The sequence below is a fragment of the Corynebacterium kozikiae genome, assembly GCF_024580965.1.
Classification (GTDB): domain Bacteria; phylum Actinomycetota; class Actinomycetes; order Mycobacteriales; family Mycobacteriaceae; genus Corynebacterium; species Corynebacterium kozikiae.
The window spans coordinates 13,233-35,272 of record NZ_JANIKJ010000005.1 but is presented as its reverse complement, the minus strand read 5'-3'; the positions used below and the strand labels follow the sequence as shown (position 1 = coordinate 35,272).

Genomic DNA, 22,040 nt, shown 5'->3' with positions numbered 1-22,040 from the left:
ATTGCGCGTGGGTGTGTCCCGACTTTCTGCCATGATGGGCACTATGACTGCACAGCCCTCACCCAACGCTTCAGCATCTGAGTCTGCCGCTGGCTCCGCTTCTGCGCCGGCGGTGTCCGGAGGATCTCCTCAATCCGTACCGGAAGCTGCATTTTTAGTTCCGCCGAACCCCAAGATCGTTCCCATTGCCCACGGCCAGTCCGATCCGGAGCAACCAGCCGTAGAGTGGGACAACCCGCTTTTTGCCCAGCGCAGCGGGCATTGGCGTGTTCGAGGTGCCGCTGGAACTGGCGTGAGCACCCTTCTGATGGACTTGGCCGCGCAACAAATCGCAGACGGGCATCCCGCCAGCTCCATCTTGGTGATCGCAACCTCCTCCGGGGCGGCAAAACGCCTGCGCACCGGTATTGCGCAGCGCGCCACGCAATACGGCTACTCCGCGGAAGGCCCCATGGTTCGCACGGTGCATTCCCTGGCGTTTGCCCTGCTTCGCACCTTGGAGGAGGAACCGTTCCGCCTCATTACCGGTGCGGAACAAGACGCAGTGATCCGAGACCTCCTCCAAGGTGCAGCGGAGGGTGTTTCCAAAGTCCAATGGCCCGAGGAAGTCCAAGGGGCTTTGCCGCTAGTGGGTTTTGCTCGCGGCCTGCGTGACTTCCTCCTGCGCGCCGCCGAACGTGGCCTTTCCCCCGAAGACCTGGAACAACTCGGTGAACAACACAACCGGCCATTGTGGCGTGCCGCCGGTGAATTCCTGCGGGAGTACGAACAAACCCTTGAGATCGGCGGCAACCACAACCTCAGCGCATCGGAGCTGCTCAGCCGCCTGGCCACGCATACCATCCCCGACCAAGGGTGGCGCACCATCTTGGTGGACGATGCCCAACATTTGGACCCTGCCGCACTTGAGCTCATCGATCAACTCCGCAAGTTTGCCACGTTCACCGTGATCGGCGGCAACCCGGATCAATCCGTGTTCCACTTCCGGGGTGCGGCCGAGGACGCAATGGAAAAGCTCCCCGTTGAGCACGACCTCAAGCTCAGCGCACCGCTGCGTGAGGCCCCAGTGCACGCGGTGATCGCAGAAAACGCCACGGTGCACGCAAACTACGTGGCAGACATCCTGCGCCGGGCGCACCTGCTGGACAACATCGCCTGGAGCCAACTCGCCGTGGTGGTGCGTGACGTCAAAGACATCGCCCCAATGCGCCGCATCCTCCTCGGCGCAGGTGTACCCGTGCACATCAACCCCACCGATGTGGTTCTGGGACAACAACCGATTGTCCGCTCCCTCATGCTTGCCGCAAAAGCAACCGTTGAGCCTCTGGAAAACTCCGAGGTGGAAGAGCTGGCGCTTGGCCCAATCGGTGGTGCAGACCCCGTGCGCCTACGCCGCCTCCTGCGCGCCCTGCGCCAAGTGGAGATGCGCCGGGGGAGTAACCGACGCGCCCTCACCGTACTTGCTGAGCTGGTGCAACCAATGCACGCCGAGGCTGCCCAGGAAATCCTTGCGGAAGTGCAAACCGTGCTCACCGAATCCGAGCTGGGCATCCTCACCCGAATCCGCGAAGTCTTGTACGCGGGCACGCAGCCTGGCACCGTGGAGGAGGTCTTGTGGAACCTCTGGGATGCCTCCAAACTCTCCGGCCACCTCAGTGCAGTGAGCCTGCGCGGCGGTGCTCGTGGCTCCCAGGCAGACCGCGACCTCGACGCCATCATGGCGTTGTTCGACGCCGCAGGCGACTGGGTGGAACGTCGCCCAGGAACCACCGTGCACACCTTCCTGCGAAACATCGAAGAACAAGAACTCCCCACGGGCGTACGCGACCGCCGCTCGGTAGTCCCTGAAGCAGTGGAGGTGCTCACCGCCCACGGCTGTGTGGGGCGGGAATGGGACACCGTGGTGGTGGCAGGCGTGCAGGAGAACAGTTGGCCATCGCTGAAGGAAACCGGCTCCCTTTTTGGCCAACAGCAACTCGTGGACCTCATTGACAACGGGATTGACCCAGATCAGATCATCTCCCGAACCGCAGAACGCCTGCGTGATGAGGAAGCACTGTTTGCCCTGGCTACCACGCGTGCCCGCAGGGTCACGTACGTCACCGCGGTCAATAACCTTGAAGGTGAGGAAATCTCAGAGCCATCCCGGTTCCTCACCCCGCTTCGTCCGAAGACTCTCAGCGCAGAGGCGCGACTCCACCAGCCAAGCGCCGGCTCCGGGGAAGCCGCCGATGCCGCCGACGCCGATCAGGCGAATGGTGCAGTGGGGGCAGTGGCGGGGAATCCGGAATGGGATTCGGAATGGGAATCGGTTGGGGATGAGCACTATGTGCGCCTGCTCAGCCAACCCACTGTGGTTGCGGAGCTTCGCCGCGCCCTCGCAGATGAAACCACGGATGCCGCCACCAAGGCACAGGCGGCGCGCCAACTCGCTCGCCTAGCTCAAGCCGGCATTGCGAGCGCCCACCCGCATTATTGGTGGGGCGCCAAAGCACAGAGCGTGGATGAGCCACTGGACGTCCGCCGCCTCTCCCCATCAAAGGTGGAAGCCGCCCTTTCCTGCCCGATGTACGCCACATTCTCTGGTGTGCTCCTTGATGAATCGAAGCCACTCGCCATGGTCCGAGGCACGCTCGCCCACGCTTACGCTGAGGCACTGGCCAAAGGAGTGGATCCGCAAACTGCGCGGGATAAAGTGACCGCGGCGATGGAACGCCTGCTCGACGGCCCTCGCTGGTTCAATGAAGGCCAGCTCACCAAGTGGAAGATCATGTTGGACAACATTTCCAACTGGCACCATGCCCAACTCGGCCAATCTGAGCTCGTCGGTGTGGAAGTGCCCGTCCGCGTGGAAGTCAACGGCGTAACCATCGGTGGAAGCATCGACAGGCTCCAACACAGGGCAGAGGGTTTTCAGATCTTCGATCTCAAAACCGGCACACGAACTGCTACCAAAGCAGACGCCGACGAGCACCTCCAGCTTGCTACCTATCAACTGGCACTGCGCCACGGAAAGGTCACCGCAAAGCAGGCAAGTGGCGTGGAAGAGCAAGAGATGGGCCAGCCAGCATCTTCGGTTCGTATTGAAACCGCAGACGCCGAAGGGCTGGAAGTATTCAACGCGGTGTTGCAATACCCGGCTTTGGAGAACAACCCGTCGCGTGAACAATCAGCCAAAACAGATGAAGAACTTACTGAACTCGCAAACGTGCTGCCACAGCTTTTGCAGGACCTCCGCGGCCCCAAATTCACCGCGCGTCAAAACAAGTTCTGCGCAGACTGCGAACTTGTAGAAATCTGCCCCGCACAGGATGAGGGCAGGAGCGTGCTTGGATGAATACCCACGCAGAACACCACAGCAAGGATCACCACATCACCGCCGGGGAAGCCATGACCACCCACACGCAACACCCAACACCCCAACACCCAACACCCCAACACCCAACACCATTCGAGCCACGCATCAGCCCGGAAGGCCTTTCAATCCTGCTGGGCCAGGAGCATCAACCTACCGACGAACAGGCAATGGTGATCGGCGCTCCACTCGAGCCGTTGCTCGTTGTGGCCGGTGCCGGTGCCGGCAAGACAGAAACCATGGCTGCCCGCGTGGTGTGGCTCGTAGCAAACGGCATCATCCACCCAGACCGCGTTCTCGGGCTTACCTTTACCCGCAAAGCCGCGCAGCAACTCTCCAATCGAATCAGGGGCAGGCTCGCCCAACTCGCAGCAAGCGAAGGCATCAAAGACCTTGACCCAACCGGGGAATTGGCACGCACCCTCCAAGTTGTTGCCCCCACCATCTCTACATACGACTCCTTTGCGGGCAACATCGTCCAAGAATTCGGGCTCCTCGCACCCGTTGAACCAGGCTCGCGCCTCATCACAGCCACCGAGCTCTACCAAATCATCGACCGCGTGGTGCGCAACTATGACCAGCCACTCGTCGAAAACCAGTTAGAGATCAAGTCCGTCGTCACAAACGTCCGTGACCTGATGAGCAACATGGACAACCACATGGCCAGCTTGGAGGACATCCGTGAGGAAACCCAAGCATTCATCCACAACGTGGAAAACATCGCGGCGGAATCGAGCAAAGGTACAACCGCCTACGCAATGAAGTGGCTTTCTGTTGCCCAACGCAGGCTGGAACTCCTCCCACTCGTGCAGCAGGTCAATGAGTACATGGAAGATCACCAGCTCATGACCTTCGGCCGCAAAATGAGCATTGCAGCAACACTCGCCGCCACACACCCGCAGGTCTCGCAGGCGCTCGCGCGCCGTTTCGACGTCGTCCTCCTTGACGAGTACCAAGACACCAGCCACGCCCAGAGGGTGTTGCTCCGCGAGCTCTTTTCTGACGTTGCAACTACCGCAGTGGGTGACCCTATGCAATCCATCTACGGTTGGCGCGGTGCCACCGCGGCAAACCTCTTGCGGTTCCAACATGACTTCACCACAGCCGGCGAGCCATCGGAAAAACTCCAGCTCCTCACAAGTTTCCGCAATCCCCCGGAAGTGCTAGAGGTGGCCAATCATGTCTCCACCTCATTGCTCGGCGAGCCGGGGAACCCAAAGCGAACCGTGGCACCTCTCGAAGAAGGTCCCGCGAACCTCAAAGGCGAAGTCCAAATGGGGTTCTTTGCCAACCCGGATGAGGAACGTACCTTTGTTGCGGACGCCCTCGCGCAGGAGTACCACAGCAAAGCAAACCAATCCCAAACTCAAAAGCAATCCAACGAAGAAGATCCCAAGCCCAAGGCATTCACTGCCGCAGTGCTCGTGCGCAAAAAGAAGCACATGGCGGCAATCGCACAAGAACTCCAGCAGCGAGGTGTGCCCGTAGAAATCGTGGGCCTCGGTGGGCTCTTGGGTGTGCCGGAAGTTGCAGACATGGTTGCCGTGGCGGAAATGCTCATCCGCCCCCAGCGAAACCATGCTGCGCTGCGTATCCTCACCGGGCCGGCCGTACAACTTGGCACAGCAGACCTCATGGCGCTTTCAGAGCGCGCCCGAAACCTTGCTGGCCGCGCTACCGAACGCCGAAACTTCTCCGAAAACCCGGAACGGCGGCTTGAGGAAATAATTGAGGAAATCCTGGAAGAAAACCCCGAAGCAGCAGTAGGCCTCACAGACGCCATCGCGGACCTCGGGGAGGAACAACGCTACAGCCAGGAGGGCTACCGCCGTCTCAGCGAGCTGGCCTCCAAACTGCGCTACCTGCGCACCTACTCCCTCAGCGGATCGCTGCCTGACCTGTTTACGGATATCGAAACCGTGATGGGCATCCGAACTGAGGTGCTCACCAGGGAAAATCCACACAGTGACGGTGCGGCGGGCACCGTTCACCTGGACAGATTTGCCCAAGAAGTGGCTGCAATGGCCAACATTCCCGGCATGCAACTCACCAGCCTCTTGAACTACCTGGAGCTCGCAGCAGATGAAGAAGGCGGCCTGACCCCCGGTGAAGTACAAGTTCAGGCAGACCGCGTGCAAATCATGACCGTCCACGCAGCAAAAGGCCTGGAGTGGGGAACCGTGGCGGTCCTCCACGCGGACTCAGAAACCTATGACAAAACTCGGACCTCCACCTGGGCAACCGCACCACAAGAACTGCCATACGCCCTGCGCGGCGATCTGCAAAGTCCAGACAACCCCTCTGGTGTTCCCGAACTGGGGGAACTGGAAGCGGAAACCCTCAATGCACTCAAGAATGCCATTGCAGCGCAAAAAGTTGAGCTCACGAGGCTTGAAGAAGACGAATCTGTGCGGCTGTTCTACGTTGCCGTCACACGAGCGGAGCACCGACTATTCATCACCGCATCCTCCAACCCAGCCACCAAGGAGGCTACAAAGCCCGCACAACAACTCGCTGCGCTCATGGACAAATATCCCGGTTGGACCGTCGCCCGCGCAGAAGATGAGGAACCCGAACAGCCAGCACCAGTGGAGGCGGAGTTCCCACCCACTTACACCGTTGCGGGAGTGCAGGAAGTGCGCCGAGCACTCGAAGATTTACCAGCGTTGGAAAGCGATGGCGGGCTGTTTGACCGCTGGGAACAGGAAGTCACCGCGCTCATTGAAGAACACGAGGCAGCACAAGCACCAGTAGTCGAGGTGCCCTTAAGTGCAGAAATGACGGCATCGGACATCGTGGCGCTCACCGCAAACCCCGAACAGTTTGCCCGGCGCCTGCGGCGTCCCGTGCCATTCAAGCCCAACACCTTTGCAAAACGTGGCACCAAGTTCCACCTATGGCTCGAAGAGCGCTTCGGCTCAGCAGCCCTCCTGGAAGAAGACGAACTGCCAGGAAACACCGAGCCGGAAGAAGACATCCAGGCCCTCAAGAAGGCCTACCTGGCCAGCGAATGGGCACAGCGAACCCCGGAATTCGTTGAGCAAGGCTTCGAGGTAGCCCTAGGCAACACCGTGGTGCGAGGCCGCATGGATGCCGTCTTCGCACAAACGGGAGCCCAAGGCCAAGATGCACCGGAGAAAGCATGGCTGATCGTGGACTGGAAAACAGGCCAACCACCAGCAGATGCCGCAGAAAAACGTGCAGTGCAACTCCAACTCGCCGTGTACCGCTACGCATGGGCCAAATTGAAAGGAATTGACCTTGAGCGCAACCCTGAACAAGTACAGGCAGCGTTTTACTATGTGCGCTACAACAAGCTGGTGCAACCCACAAACTTGCCGGGCGAACGTGAGCTAGTAGCGCTGCTGCAACGCTAGTTGTACGCTTTGGCGTGACGTGTGAGGGCAACCACCCAGCAATCAAGAAACCCACCTTCACACAAGCAATGCACAAGTTTTCTCCACAGAAAGCCGGAAAAGGGAAGAAACGCGATGGCCCGAAACCCCGCCAGGCGCAGCATCGAGGCGCCAGAAACAGGTGTGCCCGACCAGGCACAATTCGGCGTGGTTGGCCTGCCAAGCCCGCGGTACCGCAGCCCCGTTCGGCTTATTGCGCGGCGCTTCGGCTACGCCATGTTGCTGGTGCTCGCGGTGGCCCTGATTGTGTACTTCGACAAAGGCGGATACAGCGAAGACCTCACCTTCATCGATGCGCTCTACTACTCCGCGGTGTCCCTATCCACCACCGGCTATGGCGACATCACACCAGTTACTCAAGGCGCCCGCCTACTCAACATCATCATCATTACACCGCTACGTTTGGCGTTCCTGATCCTCCTCGTGGGCACCACCCTTTCGGTGCTCACCGAAGAGTCGCGCCGGGCATGGCAAATCCAACGTTGGAGGAAGACTTTGCGGAACCACACCGTGGTCATCGGATACGGCACCAAAGGCCGCTCCGCAGTAGCAGCCCTACTCGCAGACGGCGTAGCCCCCAAAGACATTGTGGTGGTAGACACCGACCAACACGCGCTGGACACCGCCGCGAAAAGCGGCCTCGTCACCGTCAACGGCAGCGCAACCAAATCCGAAATCCTCCGCCTCGCAGGCGTTCCCAAGGCAAAAGCCGTGGTGGTAGCACCGAACATTGATGACACCGCGGTGCTCGTCACCCTCTCAGTACGCGAGCTCTCCCCAAGCGCCTGGATCGTGGCCAGCGTCCGAGAATCGGAAAACCAACACCTCCTGGAGCAATCCGGCGCAGACTCCGTGGTGATCTCCTCCGAAACAGCAGGGCGCATGCTAGGCCTGGCAACCGTGACCCCATCCGTGGTGGAAATGATGGAAGACCTGCTCTCCCCAGACGAAGGCTTCAGCGTTGCAGAACGCCCCATCACCGAAGATGAAGTAGGCGCCAACCCACGCCACCTCGCAGACATTGTGCTCGGCGTGGTGCGCTCCAACGAGCTCTACCGCATCGACTCCCCAGAAGCGGAAACCGTGGAGCCAGGCGACCGCCTCCTCTACGTCCGCCGCGTATTCTCCGAAGACCTCAAAGACCCCTCCGGCACGCTGCAAAGAGCGCCGCAGAAGACGGCACAAAAGTCTCAGCACAAGACCAAGCCCGCCAACTAGCAGCACGGTTGCACCATGGCCACACGCTACCTGCTTGTCGACGCGCAAGGGCGCGTACCCACCCACGCCCACGCGCGCGGCACCGTCCGCTACCTCCACACCCCAGCACAAGACCAAGCCTCCCAGGCATACCAAGTCACCACTGAACTCTGGGTACAGCGAGTAGCGGACCTGCGGCCATACACAGACACCGCAAACCGCGTGGCAGACCCACTGGTGCAACGCGCCATCGGGCTGCTCGGCTACCGCGAACGCACCACCTTCCATCCAGGCAGCGGGGAGGCCCTCCACTTTGCAGACCAACCGATGGCCGTCGGACGCACTCCCGCACAGCACGAAGTGTTCCCGCGCATCGACCCCGCCGTCATCGGGCGCATCACCCTCCGCGCCGAACGCCAGCACCCACCAAAGTTGCTGCTCGCACAAAACCGACTGCGCCCTGGCTACTACTCGCTCATAGCCGGGTTCGTGGAGCTCGGGGAAAGCATTGAACAAGCATTCATCCGGGAGGCATTAGAGGAGACCGGAAGGCGCGTGGAAAACGTGCAGTATGTGCGCAGCCAACCATGGCCCTACGGTGGCTCGCTCATGCTCGGCGTGGATGCCACCACCGCTGACGAAGTACCCATCGCGCCCACGGACGAGGAACTCATGGACATCCGCTGGGTCACCCCGGAGGACATCCGCACCAGGACAATTACCTTGCCGGGGCGCAGCTCCATTGCGTACACAATGATCACGGAATGGGCCCAAACAGCAAGCACAGCAAAAACAGCAAGCACAGCAAATACCGCAATTACAGAGGAGCCGGGGCAGTGACACCCGCACCACACAGCGTGAACCTTGAAGACCTGGACCCAGACCAGCGCGCGGCGGCACTCGCGCCCCGCGGGCCGGTTGCCATCCTCGCGGGAGCGGGCACCGGCAAAACCCGGACCATCACATACCGAATCGCGCACCTCATCGACCAAGGACTCGCCAGCCCCAACCGTGTGCTCGCAGTAACCTTCACGCGCCGGGCCGCCTCGGAGATGCGCCACCGCCTGCAAACCATGGGCGTTGGGGGAGTGCAAGCCCAAACGTTCCACTCTGCGGCGCTGCGGCAACTGCGCTACTTCTGGCCACAAATCGCAGGCGACCTTCCGTGGCGGATGCTGGACAACAAGTTTGCCCTGGTGGCCCGTGCAACCCGCGGCGCTGGGCTGGACGCCTCCACCGAAACGGTGCGTGACCTCATCAGTGAAGTGGAATGGGCCAAGGCGCGCCTCATCAGCCCAGATCAGTACGCGGAATCCCTTGGCCAGCGCACCCCTCCGCAGGCAGCAGACAAGGTGGCAGAGGTGTACCGGCGTTACGAACAAGCCAAAAACACCCCAGAGGGATTCCTGCTGGACTTCGATGACCTCCTCCTGCATACCGCCGGGGCGCTTGAAAACTCCATCGGTATCGCAGAGGAGTTCCGGGAGCAATACCGCACATTCGTGGTGGACGAATACCAGGACGTTACCCCCTTGCAGCAACGCGTGCTCGACGCCTGGCTGGGCCAGCGCGACGACCTCACCGTGGTGGGCGACGCCAACCAAACCATCTACTCCTTCACCGGCGCAACGCCGGACTACCTACTGAACTTCTCCAGGAAATACCCCCACGCGGCAGTGGTGAAATTGCAGCGCAACTACCGTTCCACCACGCACATCACGAACTTTGCCAACACCGTGATCGGCAAAGCTACCGGCCGCGTTGCCGGTACCCGGCTCACCCTCCAAGGAATGCGCCAAGGTGGGGCAGAACCAGAGTTTCGCACCTACGATAGCGAACCCGAGGAAGCCCGCGGGGTGGCCCAAGAAATCAAGAAGCTGCAGCACAAAGGCGTGGAACTCAAAGACATCGCCGTGCTCTACCGGATGAACTCGCAATCGGAGGCCTTTGAACAGGCACTCGCTGAAGCCGGCATCGTCTACCAGGTGCGTGGCGGAGAAAAGTTCTTTGAGCGCCCCGAGGTCCGTGAAGCCATGGCGCGCATCATCCGCGCCCAGCAGCAAGGCGCCGTACCCGCGGTGCGGGGTGCGGACCTTGGCGGCGTCGTAAGAAACATCCTCGCCCCCGTGGGCTTGGACTCACAAGAACCCGAAGGCGCGCGTGCCCGCGAGCGTTGGCAGGCACTGCGGGCGCTTGTGGACCTCGTGGAAGAACTAGGCCGTGCCACCCCTGACCTGGACTTTGAGGGGATGCTCGCGGCGCTGAGGGAGCGAGCCAGCGCCCAAGTGCCGCCAACTATGCAGGGCGTGACTTTGGCATCGCTGCATGCGGCCAAAGGTTTGGAGTGGGACGCGGTGTTCCTGGTGGGCCTGGTGGAGGGCACCCTGCCGATCACCCACGCCATCAAGGCAGATGATGAAGCCATCGAGGAGGAGCGCAGGCTGTTCTATGTGGGCGTCACGCGCGCCCGCGAGCACCTGTTCTGCACCTGGTCAAAGGCCCGCCAAGAGGGCGCCAAAGCCACCCGCAAGCGCACTCGATTCCTCGACGGCCTCATGCCGGAACCCACCCCATCCACAGAACTCACCCAACCGGACCGGACTCGCCGCCGCCGCACCTGCCGCATCTGCGGGGAACCACTGCTCAGCCCCGCGGAGAAAACCATGGGCCGCTGCGAGGACTGCCCAGGTGGCAACGAGGAAGTCTTTGAGGCCCTGCGCACCTGGCGCGCCGGCGTGGCCAAAGACATCCAAGCCCCCGCATACATCGTCTTTACCGACGCCACCCTCCACGCCATCGCCGAAGCGCTCCCCTCAACCCCCGAGGAACTGCTAGCCATCTCCGGTGTGGGCCAAGTGAAAGTGCAGCGCTTTGGGCAAGGAGTCCTGGAAATCACCACCCAATTCCTCTAGCCCTGCTCGCGCTCCCAACACACCGGGCAGCGCGGATGGCGCAGAACTGTGCGCTCCACCTGCCCCCACGCATCCACCCGCCACATTTGCCCTGGGAACACCTGCTTCGGTGCCACGCCGGGACTCGCCACATGGCTGTGCAGCGAGGCCACTACCGCAGCCACCGTGCCCGCCGCCCGCAGCAGCACGGGGAAGGCAACCTGGTGGCTTCGGTACTGTTTGCGCAGCACCTGCCAATGCGGGTCTACGTCGGCGTGATGCAATTCCACGCACGCCAGGCAGGCGCCGGTGCCGCCAAAAATGATCGGGCCAATCACCACTTTGCCGTCCACGCTTTGCACTGGGATCACATTGCTACATCTGGCTAGCGCAAGCACCTGCTCGTGGTGGCTGACGTCGGGGTGGAAGGCGAGCGTGACGTCATTGGGACCCAGGCGGTGCAGGAACGCCGCGCGGGACTCGTCCTTCATTTGGGTGCGCTGCCGGTAATTGCCGTGGCGCAGGTACTGATCTACCAGGGGGCGGATCGGCCCGTTGCCCAGCATCGCCACCGCGGGAGTGGCGGAGCGAACCTGCAGCACCCCATGCGCCAGGAGGTCCTCCACCAGCGCCGTCGCGGCAACTGGCTCCAGCCCCGCGGCCACGCACCAGTGCTCCAGGTCTTGGCGTTTGATGGCCACCGCGCTGCGTTGCAGGCTTTTGGCGAGCTTTCGTTGTAGCGTTGCTGGTGTTTCCATCACCCCCACCACGGTGGCATCCATGCCGAACTGCAGGTGATGTGGTGGCCTCAGCAGCACCGCCGCCCCCGGCGCGAGCTGCACATATTCTTCCCCCGTGTGCATACCCACCATTCCACCACAGGAAAGGCACCGCCGCATGCCCGAGCTTACCCCCGCGTCCATTCCCGACTTCCCCGTGGAAGTCATCCGCTCCACCAAACGCCGCAAAACCATCAGCGCTCGCTTCCACGGCAACACCCTCCAGGTGCGCATCCCGGCGCGTCTCAGCCGCACGCAGGAGCAGGAGGCGGTGGCGGAGTTGGTTGAAAAGGTTGCGCGCAGCCGCACGAGCAGCACAATTTCCGACGCGCACCTGGCCGCACGCGCCCACGCCCTCAATGCGGAGGTGCTGCAGGGGAGGGCTAAGGTGAGCAGTATCCGCTGGGTGGACAACCAGACGCGGCGTTGGGGTTCCTGCAGTCAGCTCACAGGGGAGATCCGTATCAGCTCGCGGCTCAAAGGCGTGCCGGCGTATGTGCTTGATGCGGTGATCGTGCACGAGCTGGTGCACACCTTTATCAGCACGGGGCACAGTGCGGAGTTTTGGCAGTGGGCAGACAGGGTGGAAAAGGCGGAGCGCGCCAAAGGCTTTTTAGAGGCCTGGGCGCGCATGCCTTAAACGCTACGCAGCAGCGTTACTTCTGCTCATCTTCCGAACCTGAATCCGAACCTGAATCCGGGTCCGATTCCGGCGCTTCGCCCTCATCAGAATCAGCCCCGCTGTTTTCGTTTCCCTTTCCGGAGTTTTCCTCAAGCATCGCCTCAAGCTTTGCGATCTCCGCGATGGGGTCAAAGGTGTCCGTGCCTTCGGCGGAGTCCAGCAGAGAATCAATAAACTCTGCGGAGTTGGCAACGTCGTCTGCCGTTGGCATGAAGTCCGGGTGGTCCCACACGCGGTCACGGCGCTCGGTACCAACGGCGATGCCGACGCGACGCCACAGCTCGCGGGCCTCATCCACGGCGATGTCCTCCATGATAACGCCCGTGACCTGCGCGAAAGCGCTTTGTGCGGAGCCGCCAGAGGTGCGGCGACGCCGCCACGCCTGCTCGAGCTCCTTCGTGTGCGGCATGCGCTCGCCCAAGGCTTCCGCCACTACCAGCTCGGCCCAGCCCTCGATGAGCGCCAGCAGGGTGGCCAGGCGGGTCTTCGCGCCGGTGTTGCGAGAGACCAGCATGGAGTTCATATCCAGGCCTTGGAGGGATTCCATGGCCTCTTGCATCGCGTGTGGGTCGCCTTGAGCGGATTCCAGGGTGCGCATCACCTCATCAATCGCGGAAGTGTCCAGTTCAAGGCCCTGGGCATATTCCTCCACGGAGGCAACCATTCGTTCTTTGAGCCAGGGCACATGGCGGAACAGGCGTTGGCGGGCAGCCTCGCGGGCAGCGAGGAACACGAGCACCTCCTGCGCGGGGACGTCGAGTTCCTTCGTTGCCTCCTCCAGGTTGTGCGGCAGCAGCGCTGTGACGCCGCTCGGGGCCACGTCAATGCCAAAGTCCGAGCCGGAGAGGGCGTGGGAGCTGAGTTCGCCAAGGCGCCCGGAGAGTTGCATTGCGTAGTTCATGCTGGCCATCTGCTGCATCGCGCCGGCCATGGGGCCCATCATTTCCGCCTGCTCGCTTGGCATGGCGTTGAGCTGCGCCTGCTGAGTTTGCTCGGCCATGGGGGAGATGAAGCGCTTCCAACCAGCCAGGGTGTTGTCCAACCATTCCAATTGGTTCCAGGCTTGGACTTGGTTGCCGGAGGCGGGAAGAATCGTGGCGTCGTCCAGCCAGAGCTCCACCAAGCGAACGGCTTCCTCAACTGCGTTGCGTTCCTGGTCGCTGATCTGCTTGGGCTGGCCGATCATCTGTTTGGCCATGCGGGAAGCCACGGCGTAGTTCACCGGTTCGGAAGGGTCGGAGCTGTTCATGGCTTCGCTGAGCCCGGACATCATCTGCCCGAACTGCCCCAGGATGTCACCGAGGCCGCCGCCAAAGCCGAAGGGGTTTTGGTTGTTGCGATTGTTGGCGTCATCGTCATCGCCGCCAAACTGGAAGGAGAAACCAAAGCCGTTGCTGTTCATGCCATACACGCTACCGAAGGCCCAGGACATGCTGCCACGAAAACCCGCACGCTCACAGCGAACACACATCACCCTCAACTTCACAGCGCTTTGAAACCCAGTGATACGCTAGAACACCGTGAATCGACGCCTACGCACACTCATCCTCGGCTTTATCCCAGTGGGCCTGCTGGGGCTGTTGGTGACGGTGGACCACATCCCGGGCACCTCTATCAACCTCACCGTGCCTTATGCGGCGGAAGGCCCCGGGCCCACTTTCAACACCTTGGGGGAAGTGGACGGCCAGGACGTGGTGGAGATTGAAGGTGCCGAACTGGATCCCACCAGTGGCAACCTCAACATGACCACCGTCTCCGTGCGCACTGGCATGACGCTCGCCCAGGCGCTGGGCCGTTGGCTGCTCACCAATGACACTCTGGTGCCCATCGAGGAAATCTTCCCCCAGGACATGACTGAGGAAGAGGTCCAGGAGGCAAACCAGCAGGCGTTTAGCACTTCGGAGGCCGCGGCCACCATCGCGGCGATGAACTACCTCAACCTGCCGGTGAACATTAACGTTGCCGAGGTTCTGGAGGATTCCCCGGCCCAAGGGGTACTCCAACCAGGTGACACGCTCCTGCGCGTCAACGGCGAGCCCGTCACCGGTGCTGCGCAGGTCAGGGACACCATCCGCGCGCTAGCCCCCGGCACCGAGATCACCATCACCTACCAGCGCGATGGGCAGGAAAGCGAAGGGAAGGTGGTGCTTGGGGCTTCGCCTGACGACGCCGACCGGGCGCTGCTCGGGGTGCTGATGGAGGCGGCGCCGGCGTCGGGGATTGATGTGACCTTCCACCTGGAAGATATCGGTGGCCCTTCTGCGGGCATGATGTTCTCTTTGGCCGTGATTGACAAGCTTTCACCAGGTGAGCTCAACGGCGGCAAGTTTGTGGCCGGCACCGGCACGGTGGATGACTCAGGTGAGGTGGGGCCCATTGGTGGCATTGTCCACAAGGTTGATGCCGCCCGCCAGGCCGGGGCAGAGGTGTTTCTTGCACCGCGAGCCAATTGCGCCGAAGCGGTGAGTCGGGAACACGGCGACATGACCATCATCGCGGTGGATTCAATTGAGGATGCCATCGCAGAGCTGGAGGCCTACAACAGCGGCCAAGCGGTGGAGACTTGCAGCTAGCTGGCTTCTGGGGCCTCGCTAGTGGGTTCCTCAGAACCGCCAGATTTCTGCGCTGCCTCACGATTGAAGCCCACCAATCCGAGCTCCTCGATGATCTCCTTCGGGTCCGATTCATCAATGGAGACCATCTGCTTCATCACCAAGCCAAGGTCATTTTCCACCACGGTAATCAGGGCGGTATTGCCAAGAATGGACCAGCCCACTACGCGGGAGCCGGTATCTTCCATCACCCGTGAGCTGCGGAGTTCCGTGAGTACCTGGGTGGAGGATGCTGCATTTGAATCAGATTCGAAGAACTGAAACTGTCCCACATTGGGGCCGGAGCAGGCCATGGAGTTTTCAATGCCTGCGCGGTCACAGGAATCAAACTGGTCAAATAAGGAATCCGGTGCGAGTGCCCCGAAGCGCTGCCGTGCTTCCTCCACATTTTGTGCACGGCGGCTTGCGGTAGAAGGAGAGGAGGAGGCAGCGGCGCTGCTGGTGGCCTCGGCCTGCGTGCTCTGGGCTGCGGCGGAGGAGGGAGCGGCGGCAGGGGTGGCGGTCACCGCCGTGGTCGTGGTTTCGGCTGGCGTTGTAGCGGAAGGCTGCTCCTGATCTCCGGCGGAACAAGCGGCAAGTGTGAAGGCCAGTGCGCACGCCAAAGGCATCCCGCTGAGGGCGCGGGCGTGGGGGACACGAGCAACTAGACGCACGGGGCAACTCCTTGGAGACGGGCACGGAAAACGGGCGCGGCGCCTGCGGGCGCAACGAGCAAACACTCACATTCTAGTCGAGCGTTGCACGCAACGCAGCAATCACCCCAGGGGCAATGCCGGGACCGCCGCGCAGCTCAATGTTGTCATCGGCAAAGGCTCCTGCCGCGTCGAGCTCCTCCTCGGTGGGTTTGAGTTGTAACAGCGTGAGCTCGGCACCTTCCCGCAGCACCCCTGAAAACAGTCGAGCTTCGCGCGCCGTGGGGGCGTCGGAAGCCGCGTCCTTGAACATGATCTCCTGCGCGAGCACCGCACCCACAATCTCCTGCGGCCAGGTGATGCGCGAGAGGTAGTCGCCGAGTTCCTCGGAGCCGCCGCTGATGTGGGTAGGCAGGCCGTCTTGGACTACGAGTGCGAGTGGAGAGGTGTCTTCCTCGGGGATGTGCTGCTCGATGAGCTCGGCTGGAACCAGCCCAAAGAGCGTTGGTGGGGCGTCCCAGCCTTCTGAGTGGATGAACTCGACCGCCTCCATCATCGCGCGATTCAGCGCTTGCGGGCTGAGCGTCCGGTCTGATGGGGCGTCAAAATCTTTGCTGGAAGCCACGGTTGGAAAACCCTCACAATCTCAAAATGCAAAACTCCCGTAAACTTGAGCGTTGCATGTCTTCTGCCTGTGAAGCAGTCTAACTCAGCCTGTGCTGGGCCTGGGCGCGCAGGGCGGGGGAACACACAGCGTAACTAGCAATGTTCACACTCAACTAAGGGAGAGACAGTTGACGCAAGGCCTCAAGCCACCGTCTCCTGCAGCAAAGCGGCCATCGCGGATGTGGACCACCATTTTTGTGGTGGTGGGCATCCTCATTGCCGTGGTGCCAACCGCCATCGGCTTCTACACCGACTGGCTTTGGTTCGGCGAAGTTGGATTCAGGGGGGTGTTCCAAAAAGTCATCTTCACCCGCATCGCACTCTTTGTGATTTTTGCGGCTATCGCGGCGCTCGTGGTGTGGCTCGCGGGCTGGGTCGCCTACCGCGGGCGTCCCAGTGAGCTGGAGCAATTCGATCTCAGCGGCCCCATGCTGGAGTACCGCCGCGTGATTGAGGCCAGCGTGCGCCGCCTGCTGGTGGTGTTGCCGCTGTTCATCGGCGCGATCGCCGGCATGTTCGGCCAGGCCAACTGGCGGGTGGTGCAGATGTTCCTCAACCGCCAAGACTTTGGCGTGCAGGACCAACAGTTTGGCTTGGACTACGGCTTCTACGCCTTTGTTCTGCCCATGCTGCGCATCCTCGTGTCCACCTTCTCCGTGCTGTTGGTGGTGGCATTCCTGGTGGCGCTGCTTGGGCACTACCTCTTGGGTGGTATCCGCATTGGCAACCAAGCCGCGGGCATCAAGGGCGTGGTGTCTCAGCCGGCGCGCATCCAACTCGCAGTCACCGCGGGCCTGTGGATGCTGCTGCGCGTGGCCAGCTACTTCCTGGACCGCTACGAGCTGCTGTTCAACTCTCACCCCACCTTCACTGGCGGTTCCTACACGGACATCAACGCCGTGCTGCCCGCCAAGATCATCTTGATGGTGATCGCCGCCGTGGTGGCCTTGAGCTTCTTCGCCGCCGTGGTGCTCAAAGACCTGCGCATCCCTGCGCTCTCGACGGTTCTGATGATGCTTTCCGCATTGGTGATTGGCACCGCTTGGCCGCTGATGATCGAGCGTTTCTCCGTGCAGCCAAACCGCGCGGAGAAGGAAACGGAGTACATCTCCCGCAACATCGAGGCAACCCGTTACGCCTACGGCATCACCGACGAGCAGGTGACCTACATTGAGGACTGGGGCGCAAGCGGTGCGAGCAACGAGGCCGTGGCAAATGATACGGCCACGGTGAGCAACATCCGCCTGCTCGACCCGGAGATCGTTTCCCCAACCTTCACCCAGCAGCAGCAACTGCGCAACTTCTACGGCTTCCCCGAGTCCCTGACCGTGGACCGCTATGAGATCGACGGCGAAATGCGAGACTTCGTTGTTGCCGCGCGCGAACTGAATCCAAACTCCTTGCGGGAAAACCAGCGGGACTGGATCAACCGGCACACCGTGTACACGCACGGCAATGGCATTGTGGCAGCCCAGGCAAACCAGGTGGATGAGGTTGCGCGTGACGTCGGCTCTGCCCGCGGCGGCTACCCCGTTTACACCGTCTCTGACCTCTACAACACGGACACTGACGCCCGCGCGATCGGCCTGGACGTCACCGAGCCGCGCATCTACTTTGGCCCGCTCATTGCATCCGCAGCCGACGGCGCAGACTATGCGGTTGTGGGCACTGCCGACGGCACCGCCGTGGAATATGACACGGATACGTCCACGTACACCTACACCGGCCAAGGCGGCGTGGGCATTGGCAACGTGTTCAACCGAGCAGCCTTTGCGCTGCAATACCAGGAGCTCAACCTCATCCTCTCTGAGCGCGTGAATGAGAACTCCAAGATCATCTACCAGCGTGACCCTCGCGAGCGCGTACACAACGTTGCGCCATGGCTGACCACGGACTCCACCACCTACCCAGCCGTGGTTGATGGCCGGATCAAGTGGATTGTGGACGGCTACACCACCCTGAGCGCACTGCCATACGTCTCGCGTACCAATTTGCAGGAGGCTACGCAGGATACGTCGGCAGGCGTGGGCGCCGTGGACCAGCTCGCCGTGTTTGACCAGGTGGGCTACATCCGTAACTCCGTGAAGGCAGTGGTGGATGCATACGACGGCACCGTGGAACTCTACGAGTTCGATGAAAACGACCCCGTGCTGAAAGCCTGGGAAGGCGTGTTCCCCGGAACCGTGAAGCCAAAGAGTGAGATCTCTGAAGACCTCATGAACCACCTGCGCTACCCAGAGGATATGTTCAAGGTGCAGCGTGAAATGCTGGCTCGCTACCACGTTGATGACGCCCGCGAGTTCTTCACCAACGACCGCTTCTGGTCCGTCCCCGGCGACCCATCCGCGGACGAGGCACAGCAGAACATCGCCCAGCCCGCATACTACGTGGTGGCCGCAGACCCAGAGACGGGTGACCCAAGTTTCCAGCTCATCACCCCATTCCGTGGCTTGCAGCGTGAGTTCCTGGCGGCCCACATGTCCGTGAGCTCCGACCCAGAGACCTTTGGCCGCATCACTGTGCGCGTGCTGCCAACGAACACGCTCACCCAGGGGCCGAAGCAGGCGCAGGACACCATGATGTCCTCGGACCAGATCGCCTCCGACCGCACCCTGTGGGGCGAAACCAACGAGCTGTTCAACGGCAACCTGCTCACGTTGCCCGTGGGCGATGGTGAGATCCTCTACGTGGAGCCCCTGTACTCGCAGCGCAAGGGCCAGGACTCGGCGTTCCCGAAGCTCCTGCGTGTGCTCGTGAGCTACAAAGGCCAGGTGGGCTACGCCCCAACCATCTCTGAGGCACTCGCCCAGGTGGGCATCGACCCACGCGCCGCACAGGACCTCGCTGAAGCCGACCTGGACAACACGCAGACCGCCAGCGCGCCACGCGTGAACGAGGGCTCCAGCGATGCGGAATCTACCTCAACCAGCGCTGCTCCGACGACCTCCGCGCAGGCACCGGCATCGGCACCGGATTCTGTGGGTACTGAGGCGGAGGCCGTGCAGGCAATCAACGACGCCCTCCGTAACCTCGAAAATGCCCGTGGCGGCACCAACGAGGAGTATGGCCGTGCGCTCGATGAACTTGACCGCGCCGTGCGCGCCTACCAAGGGTTGGTGAACAACTAGGGCAGTGGGTTGGCGAGCCTGCTTTGGGCTCCCCAATCCCGAATCCCGAAATCTGCAACCTGAAACCTGAATCCCGAAACCTGAATCCCCAGCCGCCGATATCGATACCGGTGTGTGCTGGGGATTTGGTGTTTGTGGGGCAGCGGGTGTAGATTTAAAACCCGTTGCACCGAAGCAATCGATTTGATTACTTCTTGCACCGCGTCGCGGGGTGGAGCAGCTCGGTAGCTCGCTGGGCTCATAACCCAGAGGTCGTAGGTTCGAATCCTGCCCCCGCTACTAGTAAATGTCTCGCAGCATTCTTCACGGTTTGCTGCGGGACATTTTTGTTTTTTTCGGAGCGAAGGGGTGATGGGGTGGGGCTGTTTGGTGGCCTTTTGGACGTTGGTCGATAGGCAAAAGTCGATAGGACGTTGCGTTGGTCGATAGGACGGGGCAGTTTGGGGAAAACCGCGCCCTATCGACTTTTTCCTATCGACCAACGCGTCCTATCGAGCAACGCAACTACGCCCAGGGACCGTACATTTGGCGGTGGGGGATAAAGGCGAAAACGCCCCCGTCACGATACTTCAGGATGAACCTGGTGTTCGGACGAGAGCGCCTTCTATGCGGGGATCAGTATGCTTGTTGAGCATCTGCCCTCTCGGTGAATAGGGTATAGAAATATGGTGCAAGAATCAAGCAGAACGGCACAACGTGCCTCGAGTATCCTCGAGGTTCTTGGTGCCGACCGCATGAACCCCTACCTTGCGGAGGTTGAGGGGCATCCTGTTCGAGCTCTGGAGCTCTATGAATGGAATGCTGAACTATCTGCATCATTCTGGCCGCTCATTTCATTGACCGAAGTGAGTCTCCGTAATAAATTTGACCTTCACCTTGGGCATTGGAGTCATGAAAACGGCGGCGACCGTGAATGGTTATTAAAAATCGACAAAGCACCCCAAGACTTAAAAGACGTGTTTAGGGGAAGAGCAGAGCATTTTTGTCGCCGGGCCCATGTGGCTAAGAAGGTCCGTGACGGCGGTACTGGGTTGTTCAACGCGCCGCATCGGCGGCAAAACGTCCCTTTGACCAACGGAGACGTATTGTCACAAATCACCCTCGGCGAATGGTTAAATTTTATTCCTGCATCCCCACGGGTTTTGGATGACGGATCACAAAAACCTTTTCCTGATGCCACGACGGCGAGCCGACGAGAACGGCTTTGGAAAGACGTAGTATCTCAAGTTTTTCCAGAATGTGAGCGGCCCTACGAAATATCAGCAACTCTTCATCGGGTCAAACTCTTTCGTAATCGAATTGCCCGCCATGAACCTATTTTTATGCTTGAGTACAGGCGATATAGGAATGAGTTTCTTAGGTTACTGCGAAAAGTCTCTCCACTGGTTCATGAAATCTATACCCCCGTTTGGTGTACCGATAGCGGGGGTGCTTTAATCCGGTGTGAGAAATTTCATTCTTGCTGCTAGTTCGGCTTGTTCATGTTGTTTACCGGGGGAAGTGGACCTGTCGGGCTAACAACTTCCTCGGAATACATGGATAATTGGGGTGGTTAGAAGTAATCGAGCGCACCCCTTACATGAGTGAAAGGAGCAAGTCATGGCACGTGTGAACGATGTAGCAAGGTACATTTTGGAGCGTCAAGGCGGTCACGTGAGCACCATGAAGCTTCAGAAGCTCGTGTACTACTCGCAAGCGTGGAACTTGGTTTGGGATGAAAAGCCACTTTTCAACGCCCGGATTGAAGCGTGGGCTAATGGGCCGGTAACCCGAGAGCTCTATAGGCAACACCGGGGCCACTTCACCGCAAACGAAGAGATGTTTGACGGTGATTCAAGTAAGCTCACTGCCGACGAAAAAGAAACTATTGACACGGTTCTTGGTGCGTATGGTCACCTAAGCGGTCAACAGTTGAGCGACTTGTCCCATAGCGAGCGCCCTTGGCGTGAGGCACGTGAGGGTGTGGCAGATGGGGCCTCTTCTACTAACGAAGTGAGTCAAGAAGTCATGCAAGATTTCTACAGCGCCATGCAGTCGGCTTCTACTGTCTAGCGGTGGGTAGGAAGAAACGCGAGCAGAAAAAGCTCGCGCGTCAGCAAAACAACGCCGGTGGCAAGTACGTCCCTCCAGTCAATGCGGCTAGTGGTGACAAAAAGGTGCCCGGCTCAGCCACTAAAAGCGACTCCTACAAGAATGCCCGTGTTCAATGGACGGCAAGAGAAATTGACGATGTAACCGGCGCTGGAGACGGTCGCCGGTGGGACTTGAACGCTAGTGAAACTATGGAATTGCTGAAATTCCTAGATGAGCTCACCGGCAAAACATGGGGCGAGTGCGAGAATGAAACGGCAAACGGTCATAAGCGTCACCATGACCACGCCATTACAGACCTAACCCCCGTGGCACAGGATAGATTACGACAACTTGATGAAAATGAAGAGCGGATTTTTCGCTTCCGGTTGAAAGGTAAATGCCGGTTGTGGGGCTTTAGGTCGGGTGACTTATTCCGTGTGCTTTGGTACGACCCGGAGCACACGGTGTATCCAGTAAACAAACGCCATACCTAAAGACCGAAACCACCGCCCCGACGCTCTAGGTGTGAGTGCCGGGGCGGTGGTCTATCCCGAGTAGCCAGTTGCCTAGCTTGTGGCCGATTCTAGTAGTCAAATGTTATGTCCATGG

General features: G+C 60.6%; 14 protein-coding genes, 1 tRNA gene and 1 pseudogene. 12 read left to right on the top strand and 4 right to left on the bottom strand.

The annotated features are described in order from the left end of the window. Window positions 1–34: 34 nt before the first annotated feature. The 5 genes and pseudogenes from NQ018_RS04800 (at window position 35) to NQ018_RS04780 (ending at window position 10,880) form a co-directional block, all read left to right on the top strand. A complete protein-coding gene (locus NQ018_RS04800; protein WP_373566899.1) occupies window positions 35–3,337 on the top strand; it encodes a PD-(D/E)XK nuclease family protein in 3,303 nt (1,100 codons plus the stop codon). Next, the gene (locus tag NQ018_RS04795) at window positions 3,334–6,732 is read left to right on the top strand and encodes an ATP-dependent DNA helicase (protein ID WP_257058999.1); all 3,399 of its coding nucleotides are present in this window, start codon (window positions 3,334–3,336) and stop codon (window positions 6,730–6,732) included. Before NQ018_RS04800 ends, NQ018_RS04795 begins: the two co-directional genes overlap by 4 nt. Window positions 6,733–6,846: 114 nt before the next feature. Then, window positions 6,847–7,914 (top strand): annotated as a pseudogene (locus NQ018_RS04790) (potassium channel family protein); the annotation flags it as partial. A gap of 90 nt (window positions 7,915–8,004) precedes the next feature. Then, complete coding sequence (locus NQ018_RS04785) at window positions 8,005–8,808, top strand: NAD(+) diphosphatase (protein WP_257058996.1); 804 nt, start codon at window positions 8,005–8,007, stop codon at window positions 8,806–8,808. Beyond that, window positions 8,805–10,880 (top strand): ATP-dependent DNA helicase UvrD2, encoded by a 2,076-nt coding sequence (locus NQ018_RS04780; protein WP_257058995.1) that lies wholly within the window; start codon window positions 8,805–8,807, stop codon window positions 10,878–10,880. Before NQ018_RS04785 ends, NQ018_RS04780 begins: the two co-directional genes overlap by 4 nt. On the opposite strand, the gene NQ018_RS04775 is transcribed toward NQ018_RS04780, so the two are convergent. Beyond that, window positions 10,877–11,722 (bottom strand): TOMM precursor leader peptide-binding protein, encoded by an 846-nt coding sequence (locus NQ018_RS04775; RefSeq protein WP_257058991.1) that lies wholly within the window; start codon window positions 11,720–11,722, stop codon window positions 10,877–10,879. The two genes, NQ018_RS04780 and NQ018_RS04775, sit on opposite strands and share 4 nt — an antisense overlap. A gap of 34 nt (window positions 11,723–11,756) precedes the next feature. Between NQ018_RS04775 and NQ018_RS04770 the strand changes: the two genes are divergently transcribed. Then, a complete protein-coding gene (locus NQ018_RS04770; RefSeq protein ID WP_257058988.1) occupies window positions 11,757–12,278 on the top strand; it encodes a M48 family metallopeptidase in 522 nt (173 codons plus the stop codon). Window positions 12,279–12,294: 16 nt separating this feature from the next. On the opposite strand, the gene NQ018_RS04765 is transcribed toward NQ018_RS04770, so the two are convergent. After that, window positions 12,295–13,722: a zinc-dependent metalloprotease gene (locus tag NQ018_RS04765; RefSeq protein ID WP_257058985.1), complete on the bottom strand. Its 1,428-nt coding sequence runs from the start codon at window positions 13,720–13,722 to the stop codon at window positions 12,295–12,297. 118 nt (window positions 13,723–13,840) lie between these two features. On the opposite strand from NQ018_RS04765, the gene NQ018_RS04760 reads away from it, so the two are divergent. After that, window positions 13,841–14,893, top strand: a complete 1,053-nt coding sequence (locus NQ018_RS04760; protein WP_257058983.1) for a YlbL family protein — start codon at window positions 13,841–13,843, stop codon at window positions 14,891–14,893. Here NQ018_RS04760 and NQ018_RS04755 read toward each other — a convergent pair. Together NQ018_RS04755 and NQ018_RS04750 are read right to left on the bottom strand one after the other, a co-directional pair. Then, a complete protein-coding gene (locus NQ018_RS04755; protein ID WP_257058980.1) occupies window positions 14,890–15,585 on the bottom strand; it encodes a hypothetical protein in 696 nt (231 codons plus the stop codon). The genes NQ018_RS04760 and NQ018_RS04755 overlap by 4 nt on opposite strands. A gap of 73 nt (window positions 15,586–15,658) precedes the next feature. Then, a complete protein-coding gene (locus tag NQ018_RS04750) occupies window positions 15,659–16,120 on the bottom strand; it encodes a PPA1309 family protein (protein WP_257059187.1) in 462 nt (153 codons plus the stop codon). A gap of 238 nt (window positions 16,121–16,358) precedes the next feature. Between NQ018_RS04750 and NQ018_RS04745 the strand changes: the two genes are divergently transcribed. From NQ018_RS04745 to NQ018_RS04725, 5 genes are all read left to right on the top strand, one after another. Then, the gene (locus tag NQ018_RS04745) at window positions 16,359–19,358 is read left to right on the top strand and encodes a UPF0182 family protein (protein ID WP_257058977.1); all 3,000 of its coding nucleotides are present in this window, start codon (window positions 16,359–16,361) and stop codon (window positions 19,356–19,358) included. A gap of 205 nt (window positions 19,359–19,563) precedes the next feature. After that, window positions 19,564–19,637: transfer RNA gene (locus NQ018_RS04740), tRNA-Met, on the top strand. A gap of 386 nt (window positions 19,638–20,023) precedes the next feature. Next, complete coding sequence (locus tag NQ018_RS04735; protein WP_257058975.1) at window positions 20,024–20,827, top strand: hypothetical protein; 804 nt, start codon at window positions 20,024–20,026, stop codon at window positions 20,825–20,827. 130 nt (window positions 20,828–20,957) lie between these two features. Beyond that, a complete protein-coding gene (locus tag NQ018_RS04730; protein ID WP_257058972.1) occupies window positions 20,958–21,410 on the top strand; it encodes a Panacea domain-containing protein in 453 nt (150 codons plus the stop codon). 2 nt (window positions 21,411–21,412) lie between these two features. Beyond that, window positions 21,413–21,925 (top strand): hypothetical protein, encoded by a 513-nt coding sequence (locus NQ018_RS04725; protein WP_257058968.1) that lies wholly within the window; start codon window positions 21,413–21,415, stop codon window positions 21,923–21,925. Window positions 21,926–22,040: the final 115 nt, after the last annotated feature.

What these genes read in the sequence shown, in the direction of transcription:
- NQ018_RS04800 (WP_373566899.1), top strand. Translation starts at nt 35, where the DNA reads ATGGGCACTATGACTGCACAGCCCTCACCCAACGCTTCAGCATCTGAG.
- NQ018_RS04795 (WP_257058999.1), top strand. Translation starts at nt 3,334, where the DNA reads ATGAATACCCACGCAGAACACCACAGCAAGGATCACCACATCACCGCC.
- NQ018_RS04785 (WP_257058996.1), top strand. Translation starts at nt 8,005, where the DNA reads ATGGCCACACGCTACCTGCTTGTCGACGCGCAAGGGCGCGTACCCACC.
- NQ018_RS04775 (WP_257058991.1), bottom strand. Translation starts at nt 11,722, where the DNA reads ATGCACACGGGGGAAGAATATGTGCAGCTCGCGCCGGGGGCGGCGGTG.
- NQ018_RS04770 (WP_257058988.1), top strand. Translation starts at nt 11,757, where the DNA reads ATGCCCGAGCTTACCCCCGCGTCCATTCCCGACTTCCCCGTGGAAGTC.
- NQ018_RS04765 (WP_257058985.1), bottom strand. Translation starts at nt 13,722, where the DNA reads ATGAACAGCAACGGCTTTGGTTTCTCCTTCCAGTTTGGCGGCGATGAC.
- NQ018_RS04750 (WP_257059187.1), bottom strand. Translation starts at nt 16,120, where the DNA reads ATGATGGAGGCGGTCGAGTTCATCCACTCAGAAGGCTGGGACGCCCCA.
- NQ018_RS04735 (WP_257058975.1), top strand. Translation starts at nt 20,024, where the DNA reads ATGGTGCAAGAATCAAGCAGAACGGCACAACGTGCCTCGAGTATCCTC.
- NQ018_RS04730 (WP_257058972.1), top strand. Translation starts at nt 20,958, where the DNA reads ATGGCACGTGTGAACGATGTAGCAAGGTACATTTTGGAGCGTCAAGGC.